Below are 18,397 nucleotides of genomic sequence, written 5' to 3'. Positions count from 1 at the left end.
TTTATCCGGTGTTTCAGGAACGAAAACATGATCAACGACTTTCCGTCCTCGTTGCAGCGTGAACACATCGCAACGCAATGTGTCTGTTGTGGCAGCACCGCGTTGCAAAAGTCCCCGGCCATTCTCATGCCGTTTGTTTCACACCGGGCACTGGGTTGGCCACCTGCGGTCATCGATGCCGAGTGGGGGCTGCAAACCATTCCTCAGGGAATGGCATACTGCGTGTGCAATACACTTCACTGCGTGCGCTGCGAATTTCTGTTTCTTGATATCCGCTTCAGTGATCGCGAGATGCAGCAGTTGTACGATGGCTATTATGGTGAGGAATATGAGGCGCTGCGCGAGCATTATGAGCCTGGATTTCGCGAGCGGAACAAAACACTGACAACGCCAAGTGAGTTGATTGAGCTGACAAGGGATTTCATTCTTCAGCATACGACGCCGACCCGCATCCTGGATTGGGGTGGGGGAGATGGCATGAATACCCCGTTCAAGGGGCAAGGGTACGACACGGATATCTTCGATATCGACAAAAAGCCAACCGTGCCGGGCACCCGTGGCGTATCGAAGAAAGAGGTCAGCACGTCCACCTACGACTTGATCGTTTGTCGCCATGTTCTTGAACATGTTCCCTATCCGTCGGATGCTCTAGGGGAAATACATCAATGCATGCGTGACGACACCTTGCTTTACATCGAGGTGCCGCATGAAGCGCTGATGGTGGGTGATGACGATCTCTCATCCGGGAAGAAGCGGCATTGGCACGAGCACATCAACTTCTTTTCGATTGAGGCCCTCAATAACTTGTTTGGCGCCTGTGGGTTTAAGGTCTTGGACATTCAGTCAACCCCGATCGTGAGTGATGCAAGGTTGAGCTCCGCATCCCGCATCCTGCAAGCGGTGGTGAAAAAAACCAAGCAGGTCACTCAGACCGATATCAGGTAACCAGCAGTCGTCGAGCCAGACACGGTGCTGGCTTTATGCCGGGTGAGCGGAATGGGAGAAAAGCGGACGTTACGTTGCCGTATTGGCCACTTTGGCCGTATAACCGTGACTTAGCAGTCGGAAAGTGCATCTCTTATCTATCGAGTCAGCGGGCAGCCACGTCGACGAGGCTTGCCAGGCCTGCGCAGCAGGGCCTGATCCCGCAATATCCGCTATGTCTACCGGGAAGCGACAATGATTGGCATTAAAAGCATCGCCAGTTTCGTACCTGTGGAGGGTGTCGACAACTACGCCCAAGGTGCGAAATTCGGCAAGGATCAAGAATTCATCTTCGGCAAGATCGGTTCTACGTTCTTGCCGCGCAAGGACGCTGCCCAGGAAACCTCCGATCTCTGTGTCGAGGCAGCTAAAGCGTTGTTCGCCGCCAACCCATCGCTGGACATGTCGTCAATCGATGCACTGATCGTCGTCACCCAGAACGGTGATGCAGAAGGGCTGCCACACACCGCGGCCATCGTTCAGCAAAAGCTCGGTCTGCCGACCCATATCGCAGCGTTCGATATCTCTCTGGGTTGCTCCGGTTATGTGTACGGCATCTACGCGATGAAGGGATTCATGGAGGCTGCGGGCCTGAAAAACGGCCTGCTGATCACTGCCGACCCTTACTCGAAGATCGTTGACCCCGAAGACCGCAACACCACCATGCTGTTCGGTGATGCCGCCACTGCCACCTGGATGGGCGAGGGCGCGCCCTGGCAATTGGGCAAGTCACTGTTTGGCAGCGATGGGGCGGGGGCGGAGCACCTGCGTACGACCGAGGGCAAGTTCTTCATGAACGGTCGCCAGGTCTACAACTTCGCGCTGGTCAAGGTGCCGGCGCACCTGCAGCAACTGCTCGAAGCCAGCCAGCTGCAACCTGAGGATATCGACCTTTATTGCCTGCACCAGGGGAGCGCGGCGATTGTCGATGCAGTATCTCTGCGCTTCAATGAAGGCAAACAGCGGGAAAAGTTCGTCAAGGACATGGTTGAGACCGGTAATACCGTATCGTCCAGCATCCCGTTGCTGCTGGAAAAGCATGTGCTCGGCTCGCAGCACAAGCGCGTTGCCTTGAGTGGCTTTGGTGTGGGGCTGTCGTGGGGCTCTGCGATCATCGAGCGACGCGACTGACAGTCGTATGCAATGAAAAACGCCGCCGTTTCCCGGGCGGCGTTTTTATTTGTGGCTCAACTGCAGGATGCTCCAGCAGTAAAGGAGGCAGAAAGCCCTGATTTCATTGGGGTGGCAGGATGCCAGTAATTTTTTTTGAAAATCCGCTAAAGCAACCCGCCCTGACGACGATAACCATTACGAAGGTTCTCTGTGCCACCCTCGGCGAATTGCCAAGGCCGGAAGCCGTAGTACCCAATCCAACGAGGAATTCGTCATGGCTTTGACCGTTAACACCAACACCACCTCTCTGGGCGTTCAGAAAAACCTGAACCGTGCTTCCGATGCACTGAGCACCTCGATGACCCGTCTGTCTTCCGGCCTGAAAATCAACAGCGCCAAAGACGACGCCGCTGGCCTGCAGATCGCTACCCGCATGACCTCGCAGATCCGTGGTCAGACCATGGCAATCAAAAACGCCAACGACGGTATCTCCATCGCCCAGACCGCTGAAGGCGCGATGCAAGAGCAGACCAACATTCTGCAGCGTATGCGTGAACTGGCTGTTCAATCGCGAAACGACTCCAACAGCGCCAACGACCGTGACGCGCTGAACAAAGAGTTCCAGTCGATGGCTTCGGAACTGACCCGTATCGCTCAGTCCACTCAGCTCAACGGCAAAAACCTGCTCGACGGCTCGGCCAGCACCATGACCTTCCAGGTGGGTTCCAACACCGGTGGCATGAACCAGATCGATATCGATCTGAGCGCCAAGTTCACCGCCAGCGACCTGGGTATTACCAGCAGCATCGCCATCACTGGTGCTACCAGCTCCGCTGCCGAAGCCAACTTCAGCGCCGCTGTTTCGGCTATCGACACCGCTCTGCAGAAGATCAACACCAGCCGTGCTGACCTCGGTGCTGCACAAAACCGTCTGACCAGCACCATCAACAACCTGCAGAACATCAACGAAAACGCCGAAGCTGCTCGTGGCCGTGTACAGGACACCGACTTCGCTGCTGAAACTGCCCAGCTGACCAAGCAGCAGACTCTGCAACAAGCCTCGACTTCGATTCTGTCCCAGGCTAACCAGCTGCCATCCGCCGTACTGAAACTGCTTCAGTAATCGCCTGATGGTTATCGGCGGAGGAGTGCACCTGTTGCGCTCCTCCGCCTTTTGCATTGAGAGGTGGTAGACATGGATATGAGCGTCAAGCTGAACTTGTCTTATCCGGCCGCGCGCCCGGCCGAGCAGGCCACCGACAAGTCGGCGACCCAGGTGGTCCAGGCGGCTAATGAAGCCCAGGCCCCTGCCCGGGACAAAACATCTGAAACTGAACAAGTGAAAACCGCGGTCAAGGATATCGAGAAATTTCTCGCCTCAAACCGCCGCAATCTCGAATTTTCCACGGATGAAGAGTCCGGCAGAATTGTCGTCAAAGTGATCGCCAGCGAAACCGGTGAGCTGGTCCGCCAGATTCCATCAGAAGAAGTGCTGCGCATCGCCCACAGCCTCAGCGATGTGAACAGTCTGCTGTTCGACGCCAAGGTCTGATACCTTAAAGATTCAAATGTTCGCTAGAGTTGTTCGCTAGGGAGCAGCGCAACGGAGAGGGAGTTACTCATGGCAAGCCCAATTACAGCGAGCATCGGCACCGGTTCAGGCATGGACATTGGCGCTATCGTCAAAGTGCTGGTCGATGCTGATACCGCAGCCAAGTCGAGTCAGATCAAGCGCCAGACCGCCAACAACACGGCGATGATCTCCGGGGTTGCCTCGCTCAAGAGTGCGCTGTCGACCTATCAGGCAGCCTTGAAAGGGCTCAATAACAAGGACGCGCCATCGTTCCTTGCCTTCGCCGCAACCAGTGGCAATGAAAAGGCTGTTGCTGCAACCGCCAACAACACAGCGGTGCCGGGTAGCTATCAGGTTGAGGTGGTCAAGCTGGCGACGTCGTCACGTGTCGCGAGCAAGGTGTTCTCTGGTGCTGATGCGCCGATTTCCCAAGGTACCCTGGAAATCACCCAGAACGGCAAAGTCTACAGCGTCGAAGTGGGTGCCAATGCCACCCTGCAGTCGGTGCGTGACAGCATCAACAGTACGTTGGGCAAGGATGGCATCACAGCCAACATCATCGATGATGGCAAGGGTGCGCGACTGGTGTTCGGTTCGACTACCACGGGCAAGGGCTCGGACATTTCTGTAGGCGGTATTCCCGAGCTGGTCATCAGCAATACTACGCCAATGGCGGGCACTGCGGCTGGCCGAGTGGGCGAGCTGGCCATCGATGCCGAGGTCAAGATCGATGGCATGACGGTTACCAGCAAGTCCAACAAGCTGGACAAGACGGTCAGCGGCCTGACGCTGGAGCTCAAGGCTGAAGGTGAAAAGTCGACGGTAACGGTCGGGCTCAACACCGAGGGTCTGAAAAAAGACGTGCAGACCTTTGTCGATGCCTACAACAACCTGGTCAAGACGGTTAACAGCCTGACTTCCACCAGCAAGGATGAAGACGGTAATACCGTGCTCGGTCCTCTGACTGGCGACCCGACCACTCGCTCGTTGCTGGCTTCGCTGCGCTCCGAGCTGGCTGTTGCGCAAACCGGTGGTGGGTTGACCTCGCTGAGCCAGCTGGGTATCAACACTGCCAAAGACGGTACCCTGGAATTCAACGACACCAAGTTCAAGGCGGCGTTGAACGACAAGAAGCTGGGCAGTGAAGTGCAAGCGTTGTTCACCAAAGACGATGGTGTGATTGCGCGAATGAACAAGGCCATTGATCCGTTCCTGCAATCGGGTGGTTCGCTGGACAAGCGTAATGATGCACTCAATCGCTCGCAGCGATACCTGGAGTCGCAGCAGCAGGCGCTGAATTTTCGAATCGACAGTCTGACGACATCACTGACCAAGAAATACATTGCCATGGACGTTGCGGTCGGCAAGCTCAAATCTCAGGCAGCTGGTATTACTTCGCTTTTCGACGCCATGAATGCTCAAGCCAAGAAGTGATATTGATTGCCAAAAGCCCGGCAGCATCCTTTGGATACGCCGGGCTTTTTCTTTTCCTCTAAAGTTTTTTGACGCCTAGGCGATATAGGCGGTATATGAAACCTTTTAGTTGTGACGAGGTAGAACATGAATCCTATGTTGGCCCTTCGGCAGTACCAGAAAGTCAATGGCGTGGCGCAGACCTCTGAGGCAAGCCCCCATCGTCTGGTGCAAATGTTGATGCAGGGTGGTCTTGACCGCATTGCCCAGGCCAAAGGCGCCATAGCGCGCAATGACATTGCCCAGCGCGGCATTCTGATCGGTAAGGTTATCGGTATCGTCGGTGGTCTGCGCGAAGGTCTGGATCTGGAAAATCATGCCGACTCGCTGGCCGAACTGGATAACTTGTATTCCTACATGAGCAAGCGTCTGGTCGAGGCCAATGTGAAAAACGATCCGGAAATCCTCAATGAAGTTGCCCGTTTGCTGATTACCGTCAAGGAAGGCTGGGACGCAATCGGCGATCAATCCGCCGACGTCTAGGAGGTTGTGATGAGTGTCGTGCTCGAGCGTATCGAACAAACCCGTGAAGCATTGTTGGGTGCCCTGGCCACTCGCGACTGGGAGGCGATCAGCGAGCTCGACGTCAACTGCCGGTTGTGTGTCGATGATGTGCTGGCCGAGGCATCGGTCAACGAAGAGGTATTGCGTAGCAGCCTTGAAGAGTTGCTCAGGGTCTATCGGCAACTAATTGAGGTTGCAAGTGACGAGCGTCAAACAATAGTCGATGAGATGACGCAGATCCGGCAAGCCAAAAACGCGGCAAAGGTATACCATTTGTTCAGCTGAAGCTGGGCAAAACCAGAAACAGGGCGCCATAAATTTGACTCTGTGCGGTTTTTTGACTTAACTAGTGGCTGTTTTCAAATTTCAGACGTCCGAACACTGACCGTTCAGTCGGAATGATGTCGAGCTTGCCCACAATAGGGCGCCGAGATGACTAGGGAAGTTGCTATTGCATGTGGCGTGAAACCAAAATTCTGCTGATCGATGACGATAGCGTCCGCCGCCGCGACCTGGCGGTGGTTTTGAATTTTCTTGGCGAAGAAAATCTAACCTGCTCAAGCCAAGACTGGCAGCAGGTGGTTGAGTCGTTGTCATCCAGTCGTGAAGTACTCTGTGTCCTGATCGGGACCGTGAACGCTCCGGCAAGTCTAATGGGCTTGCTTAAGACAGTGGCTGCGTGGGATGAGTTCCTTCCAGTTCTGTTAATTGGTGAAATTTCTTCTGCCGAGCTGCCGGAAGAGCTGCGCCGCCGCGTTCTTTCCAGCCTTGAAATGCCGCCGAGCTATAGCAAACTGCTCGATTCGCTGCACCGTGCCCAGGTCTATCGCGAGATGTACGACCAGGCCCGTGAGCGCGGTCGCCAACGCGAGCCGAACCTGTTTCGCAGCCTGGTGGGCACCAGTCGCGCCATCCAGCACGTACGCCAGATGATGCAGCAAGTGGCCGATACCGATGCCAGCGTGCTGATCCTCGGCGAGTCGGGCACCGGCAAGGAAGTGGTTGCGCGTAACCTGCACTACCATTCCAAGCGCCGCGAAGCGCCATTCGTGCCGGTCAATTGCGGAGCGATCCCGGCCGAGCTGCTGGAAAGCGAGTTGTTCGGTCACGAGAAGGGTGCCTTTACCGGCGCCATCACCAGCCGTGCCGGGCGCTTCGAGCTGGCCAACGGCGGTACCCTGTTCCTCGACGAGATCGGCGACATGCCGCTGCCGATGCAGGTCAAGCTGCTGCGCGTGCTGCAGGAGCGGACTTTCGAACGGGTTGGCAGCAACAAGACCCAGGGTATCGATGTGCGCATCATCGCCGCGACCCACAAGAATCTGGAAAGCATGATCGAGGCGGGCACCTTCCGCGAAGACCTGTACTACCGCCTCAATGTGTTCCCCATCGAGATGGCCCCGCTGCGTGAGCGTGTCGAGGACATCCCGTTGCTGATGAACGAGCTGATCTCGCGCATGGAGCATGAAAAGCGCGGTTCGATCCGCTTCAACTCGGCGGCGATCATGTCCCTGTGTCGGCATGGCTGGCCGGGCAACGTCCGCGAGCTGGCCAACCTGGTCGAGCGTATGGCGATCATGCACCCCTACGGCGTAATCGGCGTGACGGAGCTGCCAAAGAAATTCCGCTACGTCGATGACGAAGACGAGCATCTGGTCGACAGCTTGCGTTCGGACCTGGAAGAGCGTGTGGCAATCAACGGTGGTTCGCCGAGCTTCGCTACCCACGCCATGCTGCCGCCCGAAGGCCTGGACCTCAAAGACTACCTGGGCGGGCTGGAGCAGGGGCTGATCCAGCAGGCGCTGGATGACGCCAATGGCATCGTCGCGCGCGCCGCCGAGCGTCTGCGCATCCGCCGCACGACCCTGGTGGAAAAAATGCGCAAGTACGGTATGAGCCGCCGTGATGGGGAAGAACAGGCGGAGGATTGACGCCTGTCTTGCCGCAGTGGAGAGCAAGGATGCTCCGCTGTGCACAATATCCCTACCATTCAAAGGGCTGTAGCGCCCGTCTCATCGGCCTTTGCTGCTCTGTCTGGCGGTTTACGGCACAAAGCCTCAGGTTATCCGGCACGGCTATTGCTATAACGCAGGCAACATACCGTTTTATGACGGTCAGCCACGCGAGAGAGCATGATGCCCCAGGCCGCCCCCATCTCCAGTGTCCCCAAATCGAAGGGGCAGAACGCTGCCGAGCAGGAAAGTCGTCTTGGCCTGGAACAGGCCTTCGCCCTGTTCGACCAGGTCTCCAGTCAGCTGAATCAATCCTATAACCTGCTCGAAGCCCGGGTTACCGAGCTCAAAGGCGAGCTGGCGGTGGTCAGTGCCCAGCGCATGGCCGAGCTTGCCGAGAAGGAGCGCCTGGCCAACCGTCTGCAGAACCTGCTTGATCTGTTGCCGGGCGGGGTCATTGTCATTGATGGCCAGGGCCGTGTGCGCGAGGCCAATCCTGCCGCCTGTGATTTGCTTGGCGAGCCGCTGGTGGGTGAGCTGTGGCGCCAGGTGATCGCCCGCAGTTTCGCTCCGCGTGAGGATGACGGTCACGAAGTGTCGCTGCGCGATGGCCGGCGCCTGTCGATCGCCACCCGTTCGCTGGATGCTGAGCCTGGCCAGCTGGTGCTGCTCAACGACCTGACCGAAACCCGTCACTTGCAGGGTGAGCTGGCCCGCCATGAGCGCTTGTCGTCGCTGGGGCGGATGGTCGCCTCGCTGGCGCATCAGATCCGCACACCGTTGTCGGCGGCCTTGCTGTATGCCAGTCACCTGGCCGAGCAGAGCCTGCCGCTGGAAACCCAGCAGCGCTTTGCCGGCAGTCTCAAAGAGCGTCTGCATGAGCTTGAGCATCAGGTGCGCGACATGTTGGTGTTCGCGCGCGGCGAGCTGCCGCTGACTGACCGGGTGACTCCCAAGGCGCTGTTTCAGGCCCTGCAGCAGGCCGCCCAGACCCACGTCCAGGGGCACGCGGTGCGCTGGCAGTGCGACAGTCACCTGGGGGAGTTGCTGTGCAATCGCGACACCTTGGTCGGCGCCTTGCTCAACCTGATTGAAAATGCCCTGCAGGCCAGCAGCGAGCCGGTGCGTCTGAAGGTGCACCTGTACCGCCGTGGGCAGTTGCTGCGCCTGTGTGTCAGTGATGCCGGTGCGGGAATCGACAGTGCTTTGCTGGCGCGCCTGGGCGAGCCGTTCCTCACCACCAAAGCCACCGGTACCGGCCTTGGCCTGGCGGTGGTCAAGGCGGTGGCGCGTGCGCATCAGGGTACTTTGCAGATACGTTCGCGGCCGGGTCGTGGCACCTGCGCGCTGGTTACATTGCCGTTGATTGACGCGCTGAAAATGGAGAATGAGCAATGAAGGCAATCAAGGTGCTGCTGGTCGAGGATGATCGGGCACTGCGTCAGGCCTTGGGCGATACCCTGGAGCTGGGTGGTTTTGCTTATCGTGCGGTCGGCTCGGCCGAAGAGGCGCTGGAGGCTGTGGCTGAAGAGGCGTTCAGCCTGGTGGTCAGCGACGTCAATATGCCGGGCATGGATGGGCATCAGTTGCTGGCGCTGTTGCGCGCCGGTCAGCCGCAATTGCCGGTGTTGTTGATGACGGCTCATGCGGCCGTCGAGCGTGCGGTCGAAGCCATGCGCCAGGGCGCGGTGGACTATCTGGTCAAGCCGTTTGAGCCGCGGGCGTTGCTTGAATTGGTGACGCGCCATGCCCTTGGTGTGGTCGCCGGTGTGGCTGACGAAGGCCCGGTTGCTTGCGAGCCGGCCAGTGCGCAATTGCTGGAGCTGGCCACGCGCGTGGCACGCAGCGACTCCACGGTGTTGATCTCCGGCGAGTCGGGTACCGGCAAGGAAGTGCTGGCGCGCTTCATCCACCAGCAATCAACCCGGGCCAGCCAGCCGTTCGTGGCGATCAACTGTGCAGCGATTCCGGACAACATGCTCGAAGCGACCCTGTTCGGTCACGAGAAGGGCTCTTTCACCGGTGCCATCGCCGCCCAGGCGGGCAAGTTCGAGCAGGCCGATGGCGGCACCTTGCTGCTCGATGAAATCTCGGAAATGCCTTTGGGGCTGCAAGCCAAGCTGCTGCGCGTATTGCAGGAGCGGGAAGTGGAGCGGGTCGGTGGGCGCAAGCCGATTGCCCTGGATATCCGTGTCGTTGCGACCACCAACCGTGATCTGGCGGAGGAGGTGGCGGCCGGGCGTTTCCGTGAAGACCTGTTCTATCGTCTGTCGGTATTCCCGCTGGCGTGGCGACCGCTGCGCGAGCGTAGCGCCGATATTCTGCCGCTGGCCGAGCGCCTGCTGGCGCGTCACGTCAATAAAATGAAGCATGCACCGGTGCGCCTGTCACCTGAGGCCAAAGCTTGTCTGCAGGGATATGCCTGGCCGGGTAACGTGCGCGAGCTGGATAACGCCATTCAGCGGGCGTTGATCCTGCAGCAGGGCGGGGTGATCGAAGCGGCAGATTTTTGTCTGGCCGGTGCCATGCCGATGTTCACCGCTGCTCCGCGCAGCGCAACGCCAGCGCAGCCGGTGGCTGAGGCGGTGGGTGGTCTGGGTGATGACATGCGCCGTCACGAGTTCCAGATGATCATCGATACCTTGCGATCCGAGCGCGGGCGGCGCAAGGAAGCGGCTGAGCGCCTGGGCATCAGCCCGCGGACCCTGCGCTACAAACTGGCGCAGATGCGTGATGCCGGGATGGATGTCGAGGCCAGTCTGTACGCCAGTTGAAGGGTAGGAATATTCGTTTTTTTGTTCGGCTTTTACGCATAGCTGGCACTTTTGTTGCTAAGTCCTGCGTATCCGCTGCGTGAGTGTCAAAAAAATGCGGGCCGTCGGAGAGAGAAGTTCATGAGCCAAGGTGTTGAGTTTAATCGATTGATGTTGGACATGCGGGCCATGCAAATGGACGCTATGTCGATGCCGAAAGCGGCAGCTGCGCCTGAGCTCGGTTCAAGCAATTTTGCCGACATGCTGGGGCAGGCCATCAATAAGGTCAGCGACACCCAGCAGGCTTCCACGCAACTGGCCAACGCCTTCGAGATCGGCAAGAGCGGCGTCGACCTGACCGACGTGATGATTGCTTCGCAGAAAGCCTCGGTATCCTTTCAAGCCTTGACCCAGGTGCGTAACAAGCTGGTCCAGGCCTATCAAGACATCATGCAGATGCCGGTATAAGGGCGAGATTGAGTCATGGCCGAAGCAGTCGTCGATAACGTGCCCGCCAAAGGCAGCGCATCAGCGCCCAAGCCGCCGTTGTTCGGCATGTCGTTCCTGGAAAACATCTCGCAGATGCCCATGCTGCGGCAGGTTGGCCTGCTGGTCGGTCTGGCCGCGAGTGTGGCCATCGGCTTTGCCGTGGTGCTCTGGTCGCAGCAGCCCGACTACCGTCCGCTGTATGGCAGCCTGGCGGGTATGGACACCAAACAGGTCATGGAAACCCTGGCCGCCGCCGATATTCCCTACAACGTCGAACCCAATTCCGGCGCCTTGCTGGTCAAGGCTGACGACCTTTCCCGTGCCCGCCTGAAACTGGCCGCCGCCGGTGTGGCGCCGAGCGACGGCAATGTCGGCTTCGAGATTCTCGACAAGGAACAGGGGCTGGGCACCAGCCAGTTCATGGAGGCCACCCGTTATCGCCGTGGTCTTGAAGGTGAGCTGGCACGTACCGTCTCCAGCCTCAACAACGTCAAGGCCGCACGCGTGCACCTGGCGATTCCGAAGAGCTCGGTGTTCGTCCGTGACGAGCGTCGGCCGAGTGCCTCGGTGCTGGTCGAGCTGTATCCGGGCCGCGCCCTGGAAGCCGGCCAGGTGATGGCGATTGTCAATCTGGTGGCAACCAGCGTGCCGGAACTGGACAAGTCCCAGGTCACCGTGGTGGATCAGAAGGGCAACCTGCTCTCCGACCAGATCAACAACTCCGAGTTGACCATGGCCGGCAAGCAGTTCGACTACAGTCGGCGCATGGAAGGCATGCTTACCCAGCGGGTGCATAACATTCTGCAGCCGGTGCTGGGCAATGATCGCTACAAGGCCGAAGTGTCGGCCGATGTCGATTTCAGTGCCGTCGAGTCCACCTCCGAACAGTTCAACCCGGATCAGCCGGCGCTGCGCAGCGAGCAGTCAGTCAATGAACAACGCTCCAGCAGCATGAGCCCGCAAGGTGTGCCGGGGGCGCTGAGCAACCAGCCGCCTGGCCCGGCATCCGCACCGCAAACCACCGGTGGCGCGCAAACCGCCGCAGCGGCCATCCAGCCAGGTCAACCGCTGCTCGATGCCAACGGTCAGCAGATCATGGATCCGGCGACTGGCCAGCCGATGCTTGCACCTTATCCTGCGGACAAGCGCCTGCAGTCGACCAAGAACTTCGAGCTGGATCGCTCCATCAGCCATACCCGTCAGCAACAGGGTCGCCTCAATCGCCTGTCGGTGGCGGTGGTGGTGGATGACCAGGTCAAGATCGACCCGGCCACCGGTGACAGCACCCGTGCTCCCTGGGGCGCCGAAGATCTGGCGCGCTTCACCCGCCTGGTGCAGGACGCGGTGGGCTTCGACGCCAGCCGTGGCGACAGCGTCAGCGTGATCAACGTACCGTTCGCCGCTGACCGTGGCGAGGTGATCGCCGAGATTCCGTTTTACTCGCAGCCGTGGTTCTGGGACATCATCAAGCAGGTCATGGGTGTACTGTTCATCCTCGTGCTGGTGTTCGGCGTGCTGCGCCCGGTACTCAACAACATCACCGGCAATGGCAAGCAAAACGCCGGTGCCGATGGCGACATGGAGCTGGGCGTGCTCGGTCTGGATGGCGATCTGGCCAACGACCGCGTGAGCCTGGGTGGTCCGCAAAGCATTCTGCTGCCGAGCCCGAGCGAGGGCTACGATGCGCAGCTCAACGCAATCAAGAGCCTGGTGGCCGAAGATCCGGGTCGTGTGGCCCAGGTCGTGAAAGAGTGGATCAACGCCGATGAGTGATAACCGAGCCCTTACCGCGAAACTGACCCGGGTCGACAAGGCTGCAATCCTGCTCTTGTCCCTGGGCGAAACCGACGCTGCCCAGGTATTGCGCCACATGGGGCCCAAGGAAGTGCAGCGGGTCGGTGTGGCCATGGCGCAGATGGGCAACGTCCATCGCGAGCAGGTCGAGCAGGTGATGAGCGAGTTCGTCGAGATCGTCGGCGACCAGACCAGCCTGGGTGTCGGCTCCGACGGCTACATCCGCAAGATGCTCACCCAGGCCCTGGGTGAAGACAAGGCCAACGGCCTGATCGACCGCATCCTGCTCGGTGGCAACACCAGCGGCCTGGACAGCCTCAAGTGGATGGAGCCGCGTGCCGTGGCTGACGTCATCCGCTACGAACACCCGCAGATCCAGGCCATCGTGGTGGCTTACCTGGACCCTGATCAGGCCGGTGAAGTGCTGGGTAACTTCGACCACAAGGTGCGCCTGGATATCATCCTGCGCGTTTCCTCGCTCAACACCGTGCAGCCGGCGGCGCTCAAGGAACTCAACCAGATCCTCGAGAAACAGTTCTCCGGCAACTCCAACGCTGCGCGTACCACCCTGGGTGGTATCAAGCGTGCTGCTGACATCATGAACTTCCTCGACAGCTCCGTGGAAGGCCAGCTGATGGACGCGATCCGCGACATCGACGGCGATCTCTCCGAGCAGATCGAAGACCTGATGTTCGTCTTCAACAACCTCGCCGATGTCGACGACCGCGGTATCCAGGCGCTGCTGCGCGAGGTCTCCTCCGACGTGCTGGTGGTATCCCTCAAGGGTGCCGACGAGAAGGTCAAGGACAAGATCTTCAAGAACATGTCCAAGCGTGCCTCGGAGCTGCTGCGCGACGACCTGGAGGCCAAGGGGCCGGTACGGGTCAGCGATGTCGAGACGGCGCAAAAGGAAATCCTCACCATCGCCCGCCGTATGGCCGAAGCCGGAGAGATCGTGCTCGGTGGCAAGGGCGGCGAAGAGATGATCTAAAGTCCATCGCGGGGCAAGCCCGCTCCCACAGAGGGAGAGGGCTCTGTGGGAGCGGGCTTGTCCCGCGATTTTTTTGAGTGCGTGCAATCATGTCAACCAACGAGCACCTGAGTGAGCTGATTCGCGCCGCTGAAGTCGAGGCCTTCAATCGCTGGGCGCTGCCCAGCTTTGACCCGGAGCCCGAGCCTGAGCCGGAGCCCGAACCTGAAGTGGTTCAGGAAGAAGTCGAGGAAGTGCCGCTGGAGGAAGTCCAGCCGCTGACCCTCGAAGAGCTCGAAAGCATTCGTCAGGAAGCCTACAACGAGGGCTTTGCCACCGGTGAGCGTGAAGGCTTCCACAGCACCCAGCTCAAGGTCCGTCAGGAGGCTGAAGTCGCGCTGGCGGCCAAACTGGCCAGCCTCGAGCAACTGATGGGCAACCTGCTGGAGCCGATTGCCGAGCAGGACAGCCAGATCGAGAAAGCCCTGGTCAACCTGGTTGCGCACATGGCCCGTGAAGTTATCGGCCGCGAGCTGCGCAGCGACTCCAGCCAGATCGCTCAGGTCTTGCGCGAAGCGTTGAAACTGCTGCCCATGGGCGCTGACAACATCCGTATTCATATCAACCCGCAGGACTTCGAGCAGGCCAAGGCCTTGCGCGAGCGTCACGAAGAGCGCTGGAAGCTGCTCGAAGACGAGGCACTGCTGCCGGGTGGCTGCCGTATCGAAACCGACCATAGCCGCATCGATGCAACCATGGAAACCCGTATCGACAAGGCCCTGGCGCAACTGTTCGATCAGTTGCATGACCAGGGCCTGCATCCTGCGGCGCCTGATCTGACGGTCGATCTGGACGACACCGATGCGCCTTGAACGCACCAGTTTCGGCAAGCGCCTGGGTACCTATGCCGACACCGTAAAGCTGCCTGCCCAGCCCGTCGTCGAGGGCCGCCTGCTGCGCATGGTCGGCTTGACCCTGGAGGCCGAAGGCCTGCGTGCCGCGATTGGCAGCCGCTGCGTGGTGATCAACGACGACAGCTACCACCCGGTGCGGGTCGAGGCGGAAGTCATGGGCTTCGCCGGCAGCAAAGTGTTCCTCATGCCGGTCGGCAGTGTCGCCGGGATCGCGCCTGGGGCGCGGGTCGTGCCATTGGCCGACAACGGCCGCCTGCCGATGGGCATGAGCATGCTCGGTCGGGTCCTCGACGGTGCTGGCCGGGCGCTGGATGGCAAGGGCGGGATGAAGGCCGAAGACTGGGTGCCGATGGATGGCCCGACCATCAACCCGCTCAATCGCGACCCGATCAGTGTGCCGCTGGATGTCGGTATCCGCAGCATCAACGGCTTGTTGACCGTAGGTCGTGGTCAGCGCCTGGGCCTGTTCGCCGGTACCGGCGTGGGTAAGAGTGTGCTGCTGGGGATGATGACCCGCTTCACCGAGGCCGACATCATCGTGGTCGGCCTGATCGGCGAGCGGGGCCGTGAGGTCAAGGAATTCATCGAGCATATTCTCGGCACCGAGGGCCTCAAGCGCTCGGTGGTCGTAGCGTCGCCGGCTGACGATGCGCCGTTGATGCGCCTGCGTGCCGCCATGTATTGCACGCGAATTGCCGAATACTTTCGCGACAAGGGCAAGAACGTCCTGTTGTTGATGGATTCGCTGACCCGTTTCGCCCAGGCCCAGCGGGAAATCGCCCTGGCCATCGGCGAGCCGCCAGCGACCAAGGGGTATCCGCCCTCGGTGTTTGCCAAGCTGCCCAAGCTGGTGGAGCGAGCCGGTAATGGCGAGGCGGGCGGAGGTTCGATTACTGCGTTCTATACCGTGCTGTCGGAGGGTGACGACCAGCAGGATCCGATCGCCGACTCGGCGCGTGGTGTGCTCGACGGGCATATCGTACTGTCCCGGCGCCTGGCTGAAGAAGGGCATTACCCGGCCATTGATATCGAGGCTTCGATCAGTCGGGTCATGCCCCAGGTGGTCAGCCCTGAGCAGATGCGCGAGGCGCAACAGTTCAAGCAGCTGTGGTCGCGCCTGTCGCAGAGTCGTGACCTGATCAGCGTTGGCGCTTACGTGGCCGGTGGTGATGCCGAGACCGACCTGGCCATCGCGCTGCAACCAAAACTGGTGCATTTCCTGCGTCAGGGCCTGAACGACAATGTGGGTATGCAGCAGAGTCGTGAGCACCTGGCCAGTGTGTTCACCCAGCCTAAGTCCGACGCGGGCTGATAGGCCATGGCTCAGCCCAGTCGTGCCGCGCGTCTGACCCCTGTGGTGGAGATGGCCGAAAATGCCGAGCGTCAGGCTGCTCAGCGCCTGGGGCAGTTCCAGCAACAGGTGAATCTGGCGCAGGCCAAGCTCGCCGAGCTCGACCGCTTTCGTGAAGATTACCAGCTGCAATGGATCGACCGTGGCGGGCAGGGTGTGTCCGGCAGCTGGCTGGTCAACTATCAGCGCTTTCTCGGGCAACTGGAGAGCGCCATGACCCAGCAGCGCCAGAGTCTGGCCTGGCACCAGAACAACCTCAACAATGCCCGTGGCACCTGGCAGCAGGCCTATGCCCGGGTCGAAGGGCTGCGCAAGCTGGTGCAGCGCTATATCGACGAGGCGCGGATGATCGAGGACAAGCGCGAGCAGAAGCTGCTCGACGAGTTGTCCCAGCGCCTGCCGCGGCATGATCGCTATTGACCCAGGCTTTGACCGGGAAGGCTTGCCGCCGGGCTGTCGGACTGCTAAACCTTCCTGATGTCTGTAATCGTCGTAATGGAAGGAATCGCCAACATGGCAGTTAATGCTGAGATTTCCCAGGATGGGAAAAAGCTGACGATCCAGGTCAAGGGGCGCTTTGACTTTGGCAAGCATCAGGAATTTCGCAATGCCTATGAGCACAATCATCCCGACTCCGTGGTGGTCGATCTCAAGGAGGCCACCTACCTCGACAGCTCGGCGCTCGGCATGCTGCTGATGCTGCGCGATCACGTTGGCGGTGAAGAATCGGACATCCGGGTGGTCAACACTAGCTCGGATGTGCGCAAGATCCTCGCCATCTCCAACTTCGACAAACTGTTCGACATCAGTTGATCCAGGCCATGCCTGAGTCACGCCTGACCGTGCTGATCGCCGAAGACGGCGCGGCGGATCGTCTGCTGCTGGCACGCATCGTCAGCAAGCAGGGCCACGCCGTGCTCACCGCTGAAAACGGCGAGCAGGCGGTGGCATTGTTCGCTGAACGGCGTCCGCAACTGGTGCTGCTCGATGCACTGATGCCGGTGATGGACGGTTTCGAAGCGGCGCGGCAGATCAAGCTGCTGGCCGGTGAGGCGCTGGTGCCGATCATCTTCCTGACCTCGCTCAGTGAAGACGAGGCGCTGGTGCGCTGCCTGGAGGCGGGTGGCGACGATTTTCTGGCAAAGCCCTACAGCCCGGTGATCCTGGCCGCCAAGATCAAGGCCATGGATCGCTTGCGCCGCCTGCAGGCCACGGTGCTTGAGCAGCGTGACCAGATCACCCGGCATCACCATCACCTGCTCAATGAGCAGCGGGTGGCCAAGGCGGTGTTCGACAAAGTCGCCCACGCCGGTTGCCTGAATGCCCCTAATATCCGCTACCTGCAGTCACCTTATGCGCTGTTCAACGGTGATCTGCTGCTGGCAGCGTTTACCCCGTCCGGTGACATGCATGTGCTGCTCGGCGACTTCACCGGGCATGGTTTGCCCGCTGCTGTCGGTGCGATGCCGCTGGCCGAGGTTTTCTACGGCATGACGGCCAAGGGTTATGGCCTGGCCGAAACCCTGCGCGAGATGAATGCCAAGCTCAAACGCATCCTGCCGGTGGATATGTTCTGCTGCGCGCTGCTGCTCAATCTGAGTTTTCAGCGGCGCATGGTCGAGGTGTGGAACGGCGGCATGCCCGATGGTTACCTGCTGTCTGCTGACGGTAGTGCGCCGTTGCCGTTGGTGTCCCGGCACTTGCCGCTGGGTGTGCTGGCGCCGGAGCGCTTCGACGATTCAACTCAGGTCCTGCCTCTGGCGCTGGGCGAACGCCTGTTGTTGCTGTCCGATGGCGTGGTCGATACCAGTGACGAGTACGACCGGCTGTTCGGGGTCGAGCGGCTGCTGCAGGTGCTTGGCGATAATCGCCAGCCGGATCGATTGTTCGAGGAGATCAGTCAGGCACTGGAGGCGTTCCGCGGTTGCTCGCGTGATGATGTGAGCCTGCTGGAGATTACCGTCGTCGAGCCGGATGCATTGGCGCCACCGCCCGTGATTTATTCTGACAGCGGGCAATCCACACCGCTGGACTGGTCGCTGCAGTTCGAGTTTCGCGCCGAGACGCTCAAGCGTTTCAACCCGTTACCGTATCTGTTGCAACTGCTCCAGGAGATACATGGCTTGCGGGCCCAGAGCGGGGCGTTGCACAGCGTGCTGAGCGAACTGTATTCCAATGCCCTGGAGCATGGGGTGTTGGGGCTTGATTCAGGGCTAAAGCGCGATGCCCAGGGCTTCGGCGAATACTATCGCCAGCGCAATGAGCGTTTGCAGGCGCTGGGCAGCGGCTATATTCGAATAGGCTTGCGCGTTGAACCACAAGGCTTGGGCGGGCGTCTATGCATTGAGGTCGAAGATAGCGGCAAGGGCTTCAATGTCGGTACAGTGCTCGCCCGTCCGCTGGTGGAGCAGGGCTTGTATGGACGTGGACTGAACCTGATACGCCGGCTGAGCCGACGTGCCGAGTGGGCTGACGAAGGGCGCCGCGTATGCGTGGAGTTCGCCTGGGAGGCTCTGGCATAATCCAG

The 18,397-nt window shown here is 59.9% G+C and carries 18 protein-coding genes; all 18 read left to right on the top strand.

The window, feature by feature from the left end; translation table 11 throughout:
• Window positions 1-27: 27 nt before the first annotated feature.
• Window positions 28-945, top strand: coding sequence for a class I SAM-dependent methyltransferase (locus AC07OF_RS21565; protein WP_495073421.1), 918 nt, complete (start codon window positions 28-30; stop codon window positions 943-945).
• A gap of 234 nt (window positions 946-1,179) precedes the next feature.
• The gene (locus AC07OF_RS21560; protein WP_495073420.1) at window positions 1,180-2,115 is read left to right on the top strand and encodes a ketoacyl-ACP synthase III; all 936 of its coding nucleotides are present in this window, start codon (window positions 1,180-1,182) and stop codon (window positions 2,113-2,115) included.
• Between the two features lie 256 nt (window positions 2,116-2,371).
• Window positions 2,372-3,220 (top strand): flagellin domain-containing protein, encoded by an 849-nt coding sequence (locus AC07OF_RS21555; protein WP_157193505.1) that lies wholly within the window; start codon window positions 2,372-2,374, stop codon window positions 3,218-3,220.
• A 72-nt stretch (window positions 3,221-3,292) separates the two neighbouring features.
• Window positions 3,293-3,649, top strand: coding sequence for a flagellar protein FlaG (locus AC07OF_RS21550; RefSeq protein WP_157193504.1), 357 nt, complete (start codon window positions 3,293-3,295; stop codon window positions 3,647-3,649).
• A gap of 69 nt (window positions 3,650-3,718) precedes the next feature.
• Window positions 3,719-5,104: a flagellar filament capping protein FliD gene (gene fliD, locus AC07OF_RS21545; RefSeq protein ID WP_157193503.1), complete on the top strand. Its 1,386-nt coding sequence runs from the start codon at window positions 3,719-3,721 to the stop codon at window positions 5,102-5,104.
• Window positions 5,105-5,230: 126 nt separating this feature from the next.
• Complete coding sequence (gene fliS / locus AC07OF_RS21540) at window positions 5,231-5,626, top strand: flagellar export chaperone FliS (protein ID WP_495073419.1); 396 nt, start codon at window positions 5,231-5,233, stop codon at window positions 5,624-5,626.
• Window positions 5,627-5,635: 9 nt separating this feature from the next.
• Window positions 5,636-5,932 carry a flagellar protein FliT gene (fliT, locus tag AC07OF_RS21535; RefSeq protein WP_495073418.1) on the top strand — a complete coding sequence of 99 codons (297 nt, stop codon included), beginning with the start codon at window positions 5,636-5,638 and terminating at the stop codon, window positions 5,930-5,932.
• 170 nt (window positions 5,933-6,102) lie between these two features.
• Window positions 6,103-7,578: a sigma-54 dependent transcriptional regulator gene (locus AC07OF_RS21530; protein ID WP_495073417.1), complete on the top strand. Its 1,476-nt coding sequence runs from the start codon at window positions 6,103-6,105 to the stop codon at window positions 7,576-7,578.
• Window positions 7,579-7,782: 204 nt separating this feature from the next.
• Entirely contained in the window at window positions 7,783-8,997 is a 1,215-nt protein-coding gene (locus tag AC07OF_RS21525; RefSeq protein WP_495073416.1) for a sensor histidine kinase, read from the top strand.
• Window positions 8,994-10,373 (top strand): sigma-54-dependent transcriptional regulator, encoded by a 1,380-nt coding sequence (locus AC07OF_RS21520; RefSeq protein WP_495073415.1) that lies wholly within the window; start codon window positions 8,994-8,996, stop codon window positions 10,371-10,373. Before AC07OF_RS21525 ends, AC07OF_RS21520 begins: the two co-directional genes overlap by 4 nt.
• Before the next feature lie 120 nt (window positions 10,374-10,493).
• Window positions 10,494-10,820 (top strand): flagellar hook-basal body complex protein FliE, encoded by a 327-nt coding sequence (gene fliE, locus AC07OF_RS21515; protein WP_010224994.1) that lies wholly within the window; start codon window positions 10,494-10,496, stop codon window positions 10,818-10,820.
• Window positions 10,821-10,835: 15 nt separating this feature from the next.
• The gene (gene fliF / locus AC07OF_RS21510; protein WP_157193498.1) at window positions 10,836-12,614 is read left to right on the top strand and encodes a flagellar basal-body MS-ring/collar protein FliF; all 1,779 of its coding nucleotides are present in this window, start codon (window positions 10,836-10,838) and stop codon (window positions 12,612-12,614) included.
• Window positions 12,607-13,626 (top strand): flagellar motor switch protein FliG, encoded by a 1,020-nt coding sequence (gene fliG, locus AC07OF_RS21505; protein WP_038613367.1) that lies wholly within the window; start codon window positions 12,607-12,609, stop codon window positions 13,624-13,626. Before fliF ends, fliG begins: the two co-directional genes overlap by 8 nt.
• 89 nt (window positions 13,627-13,715) lie before the next feature.
• Window positions 13,716-14,477 carry a flagellar assembly protein FliH gene (fliH, locus tag AC07OF_RS21500; RefSeq protein ID WP_476445816.1) on the top strand — a complete coding sequence of 254 codons (762 nt, stop codon included), beginning with the start codon at window positions 13,716-13,718 and terminating at the stop codon, window positions 14,475-14,477.
• Window positions 14,467-15,831, top strand: a complete 1,365-nt coding sequence (gene fliI / locus AC07OF_RS21495) for a flagellar protein export ATPase FliI (RefSeq protein ID WP_157193496.1) — start codon at window positions 14,467-14,469, stop codon at window positions 15,829-15,831. The genes fliH and fliI overlap by 11 nt, the downstream gene beginning before the upstream one ends.
• A 6-nt stretch (window positions 15,832-15,837) precedes the next feature.
• Window positions 15,838-16,290 (top strand): flagellar export protein FliJ, encoded by a 453-nt coding sequence (gene fliJ, locus AC07OF_RS21490; RefSeq protein WP_038613361.1) that lies wholly within the window; start codon window positions 15,838-15,840, stop codon window positions 16,288-16,290.
• Window positions 16,291-16,383: 93 nt separating this feature from the next.
• Window positions 16,384-16,683: an STAS domain-containing protein gene (locus AC07OF_RS21485; RefSeq protein WP_203475747.1), complete on the top strand. Its 300-nt coding sequence runs from the start codon at window positions 16,384-16,386 to the stop codon at window positions 16,681-16,683.
• Window positions 16,684-16,691: 8 nt separating this feature from the next.
• Window positions 16,692-18,392 (top strand): fused response regulator/phosphatase, encoded by a 1,701-nt coding sequence (locus tag AC07OF_RS21480; RefSeq protein WP_476445815.1) that lies wholly within the window; start codon window positions 16,692-16,694, stop codon window positions 18,390-18,392.
• The last annotated feature ends 5 nt before the right edge of the window (window positions 18,393-18,397 follow it).

The sequence above is a fragment of the Pseudomonas sp. GW821-FHT10B02 genome (genome assembly GCF_059415665.1).
This window is presented reverse-complemented; position numbering and strand designations above follow the sequence as displayed.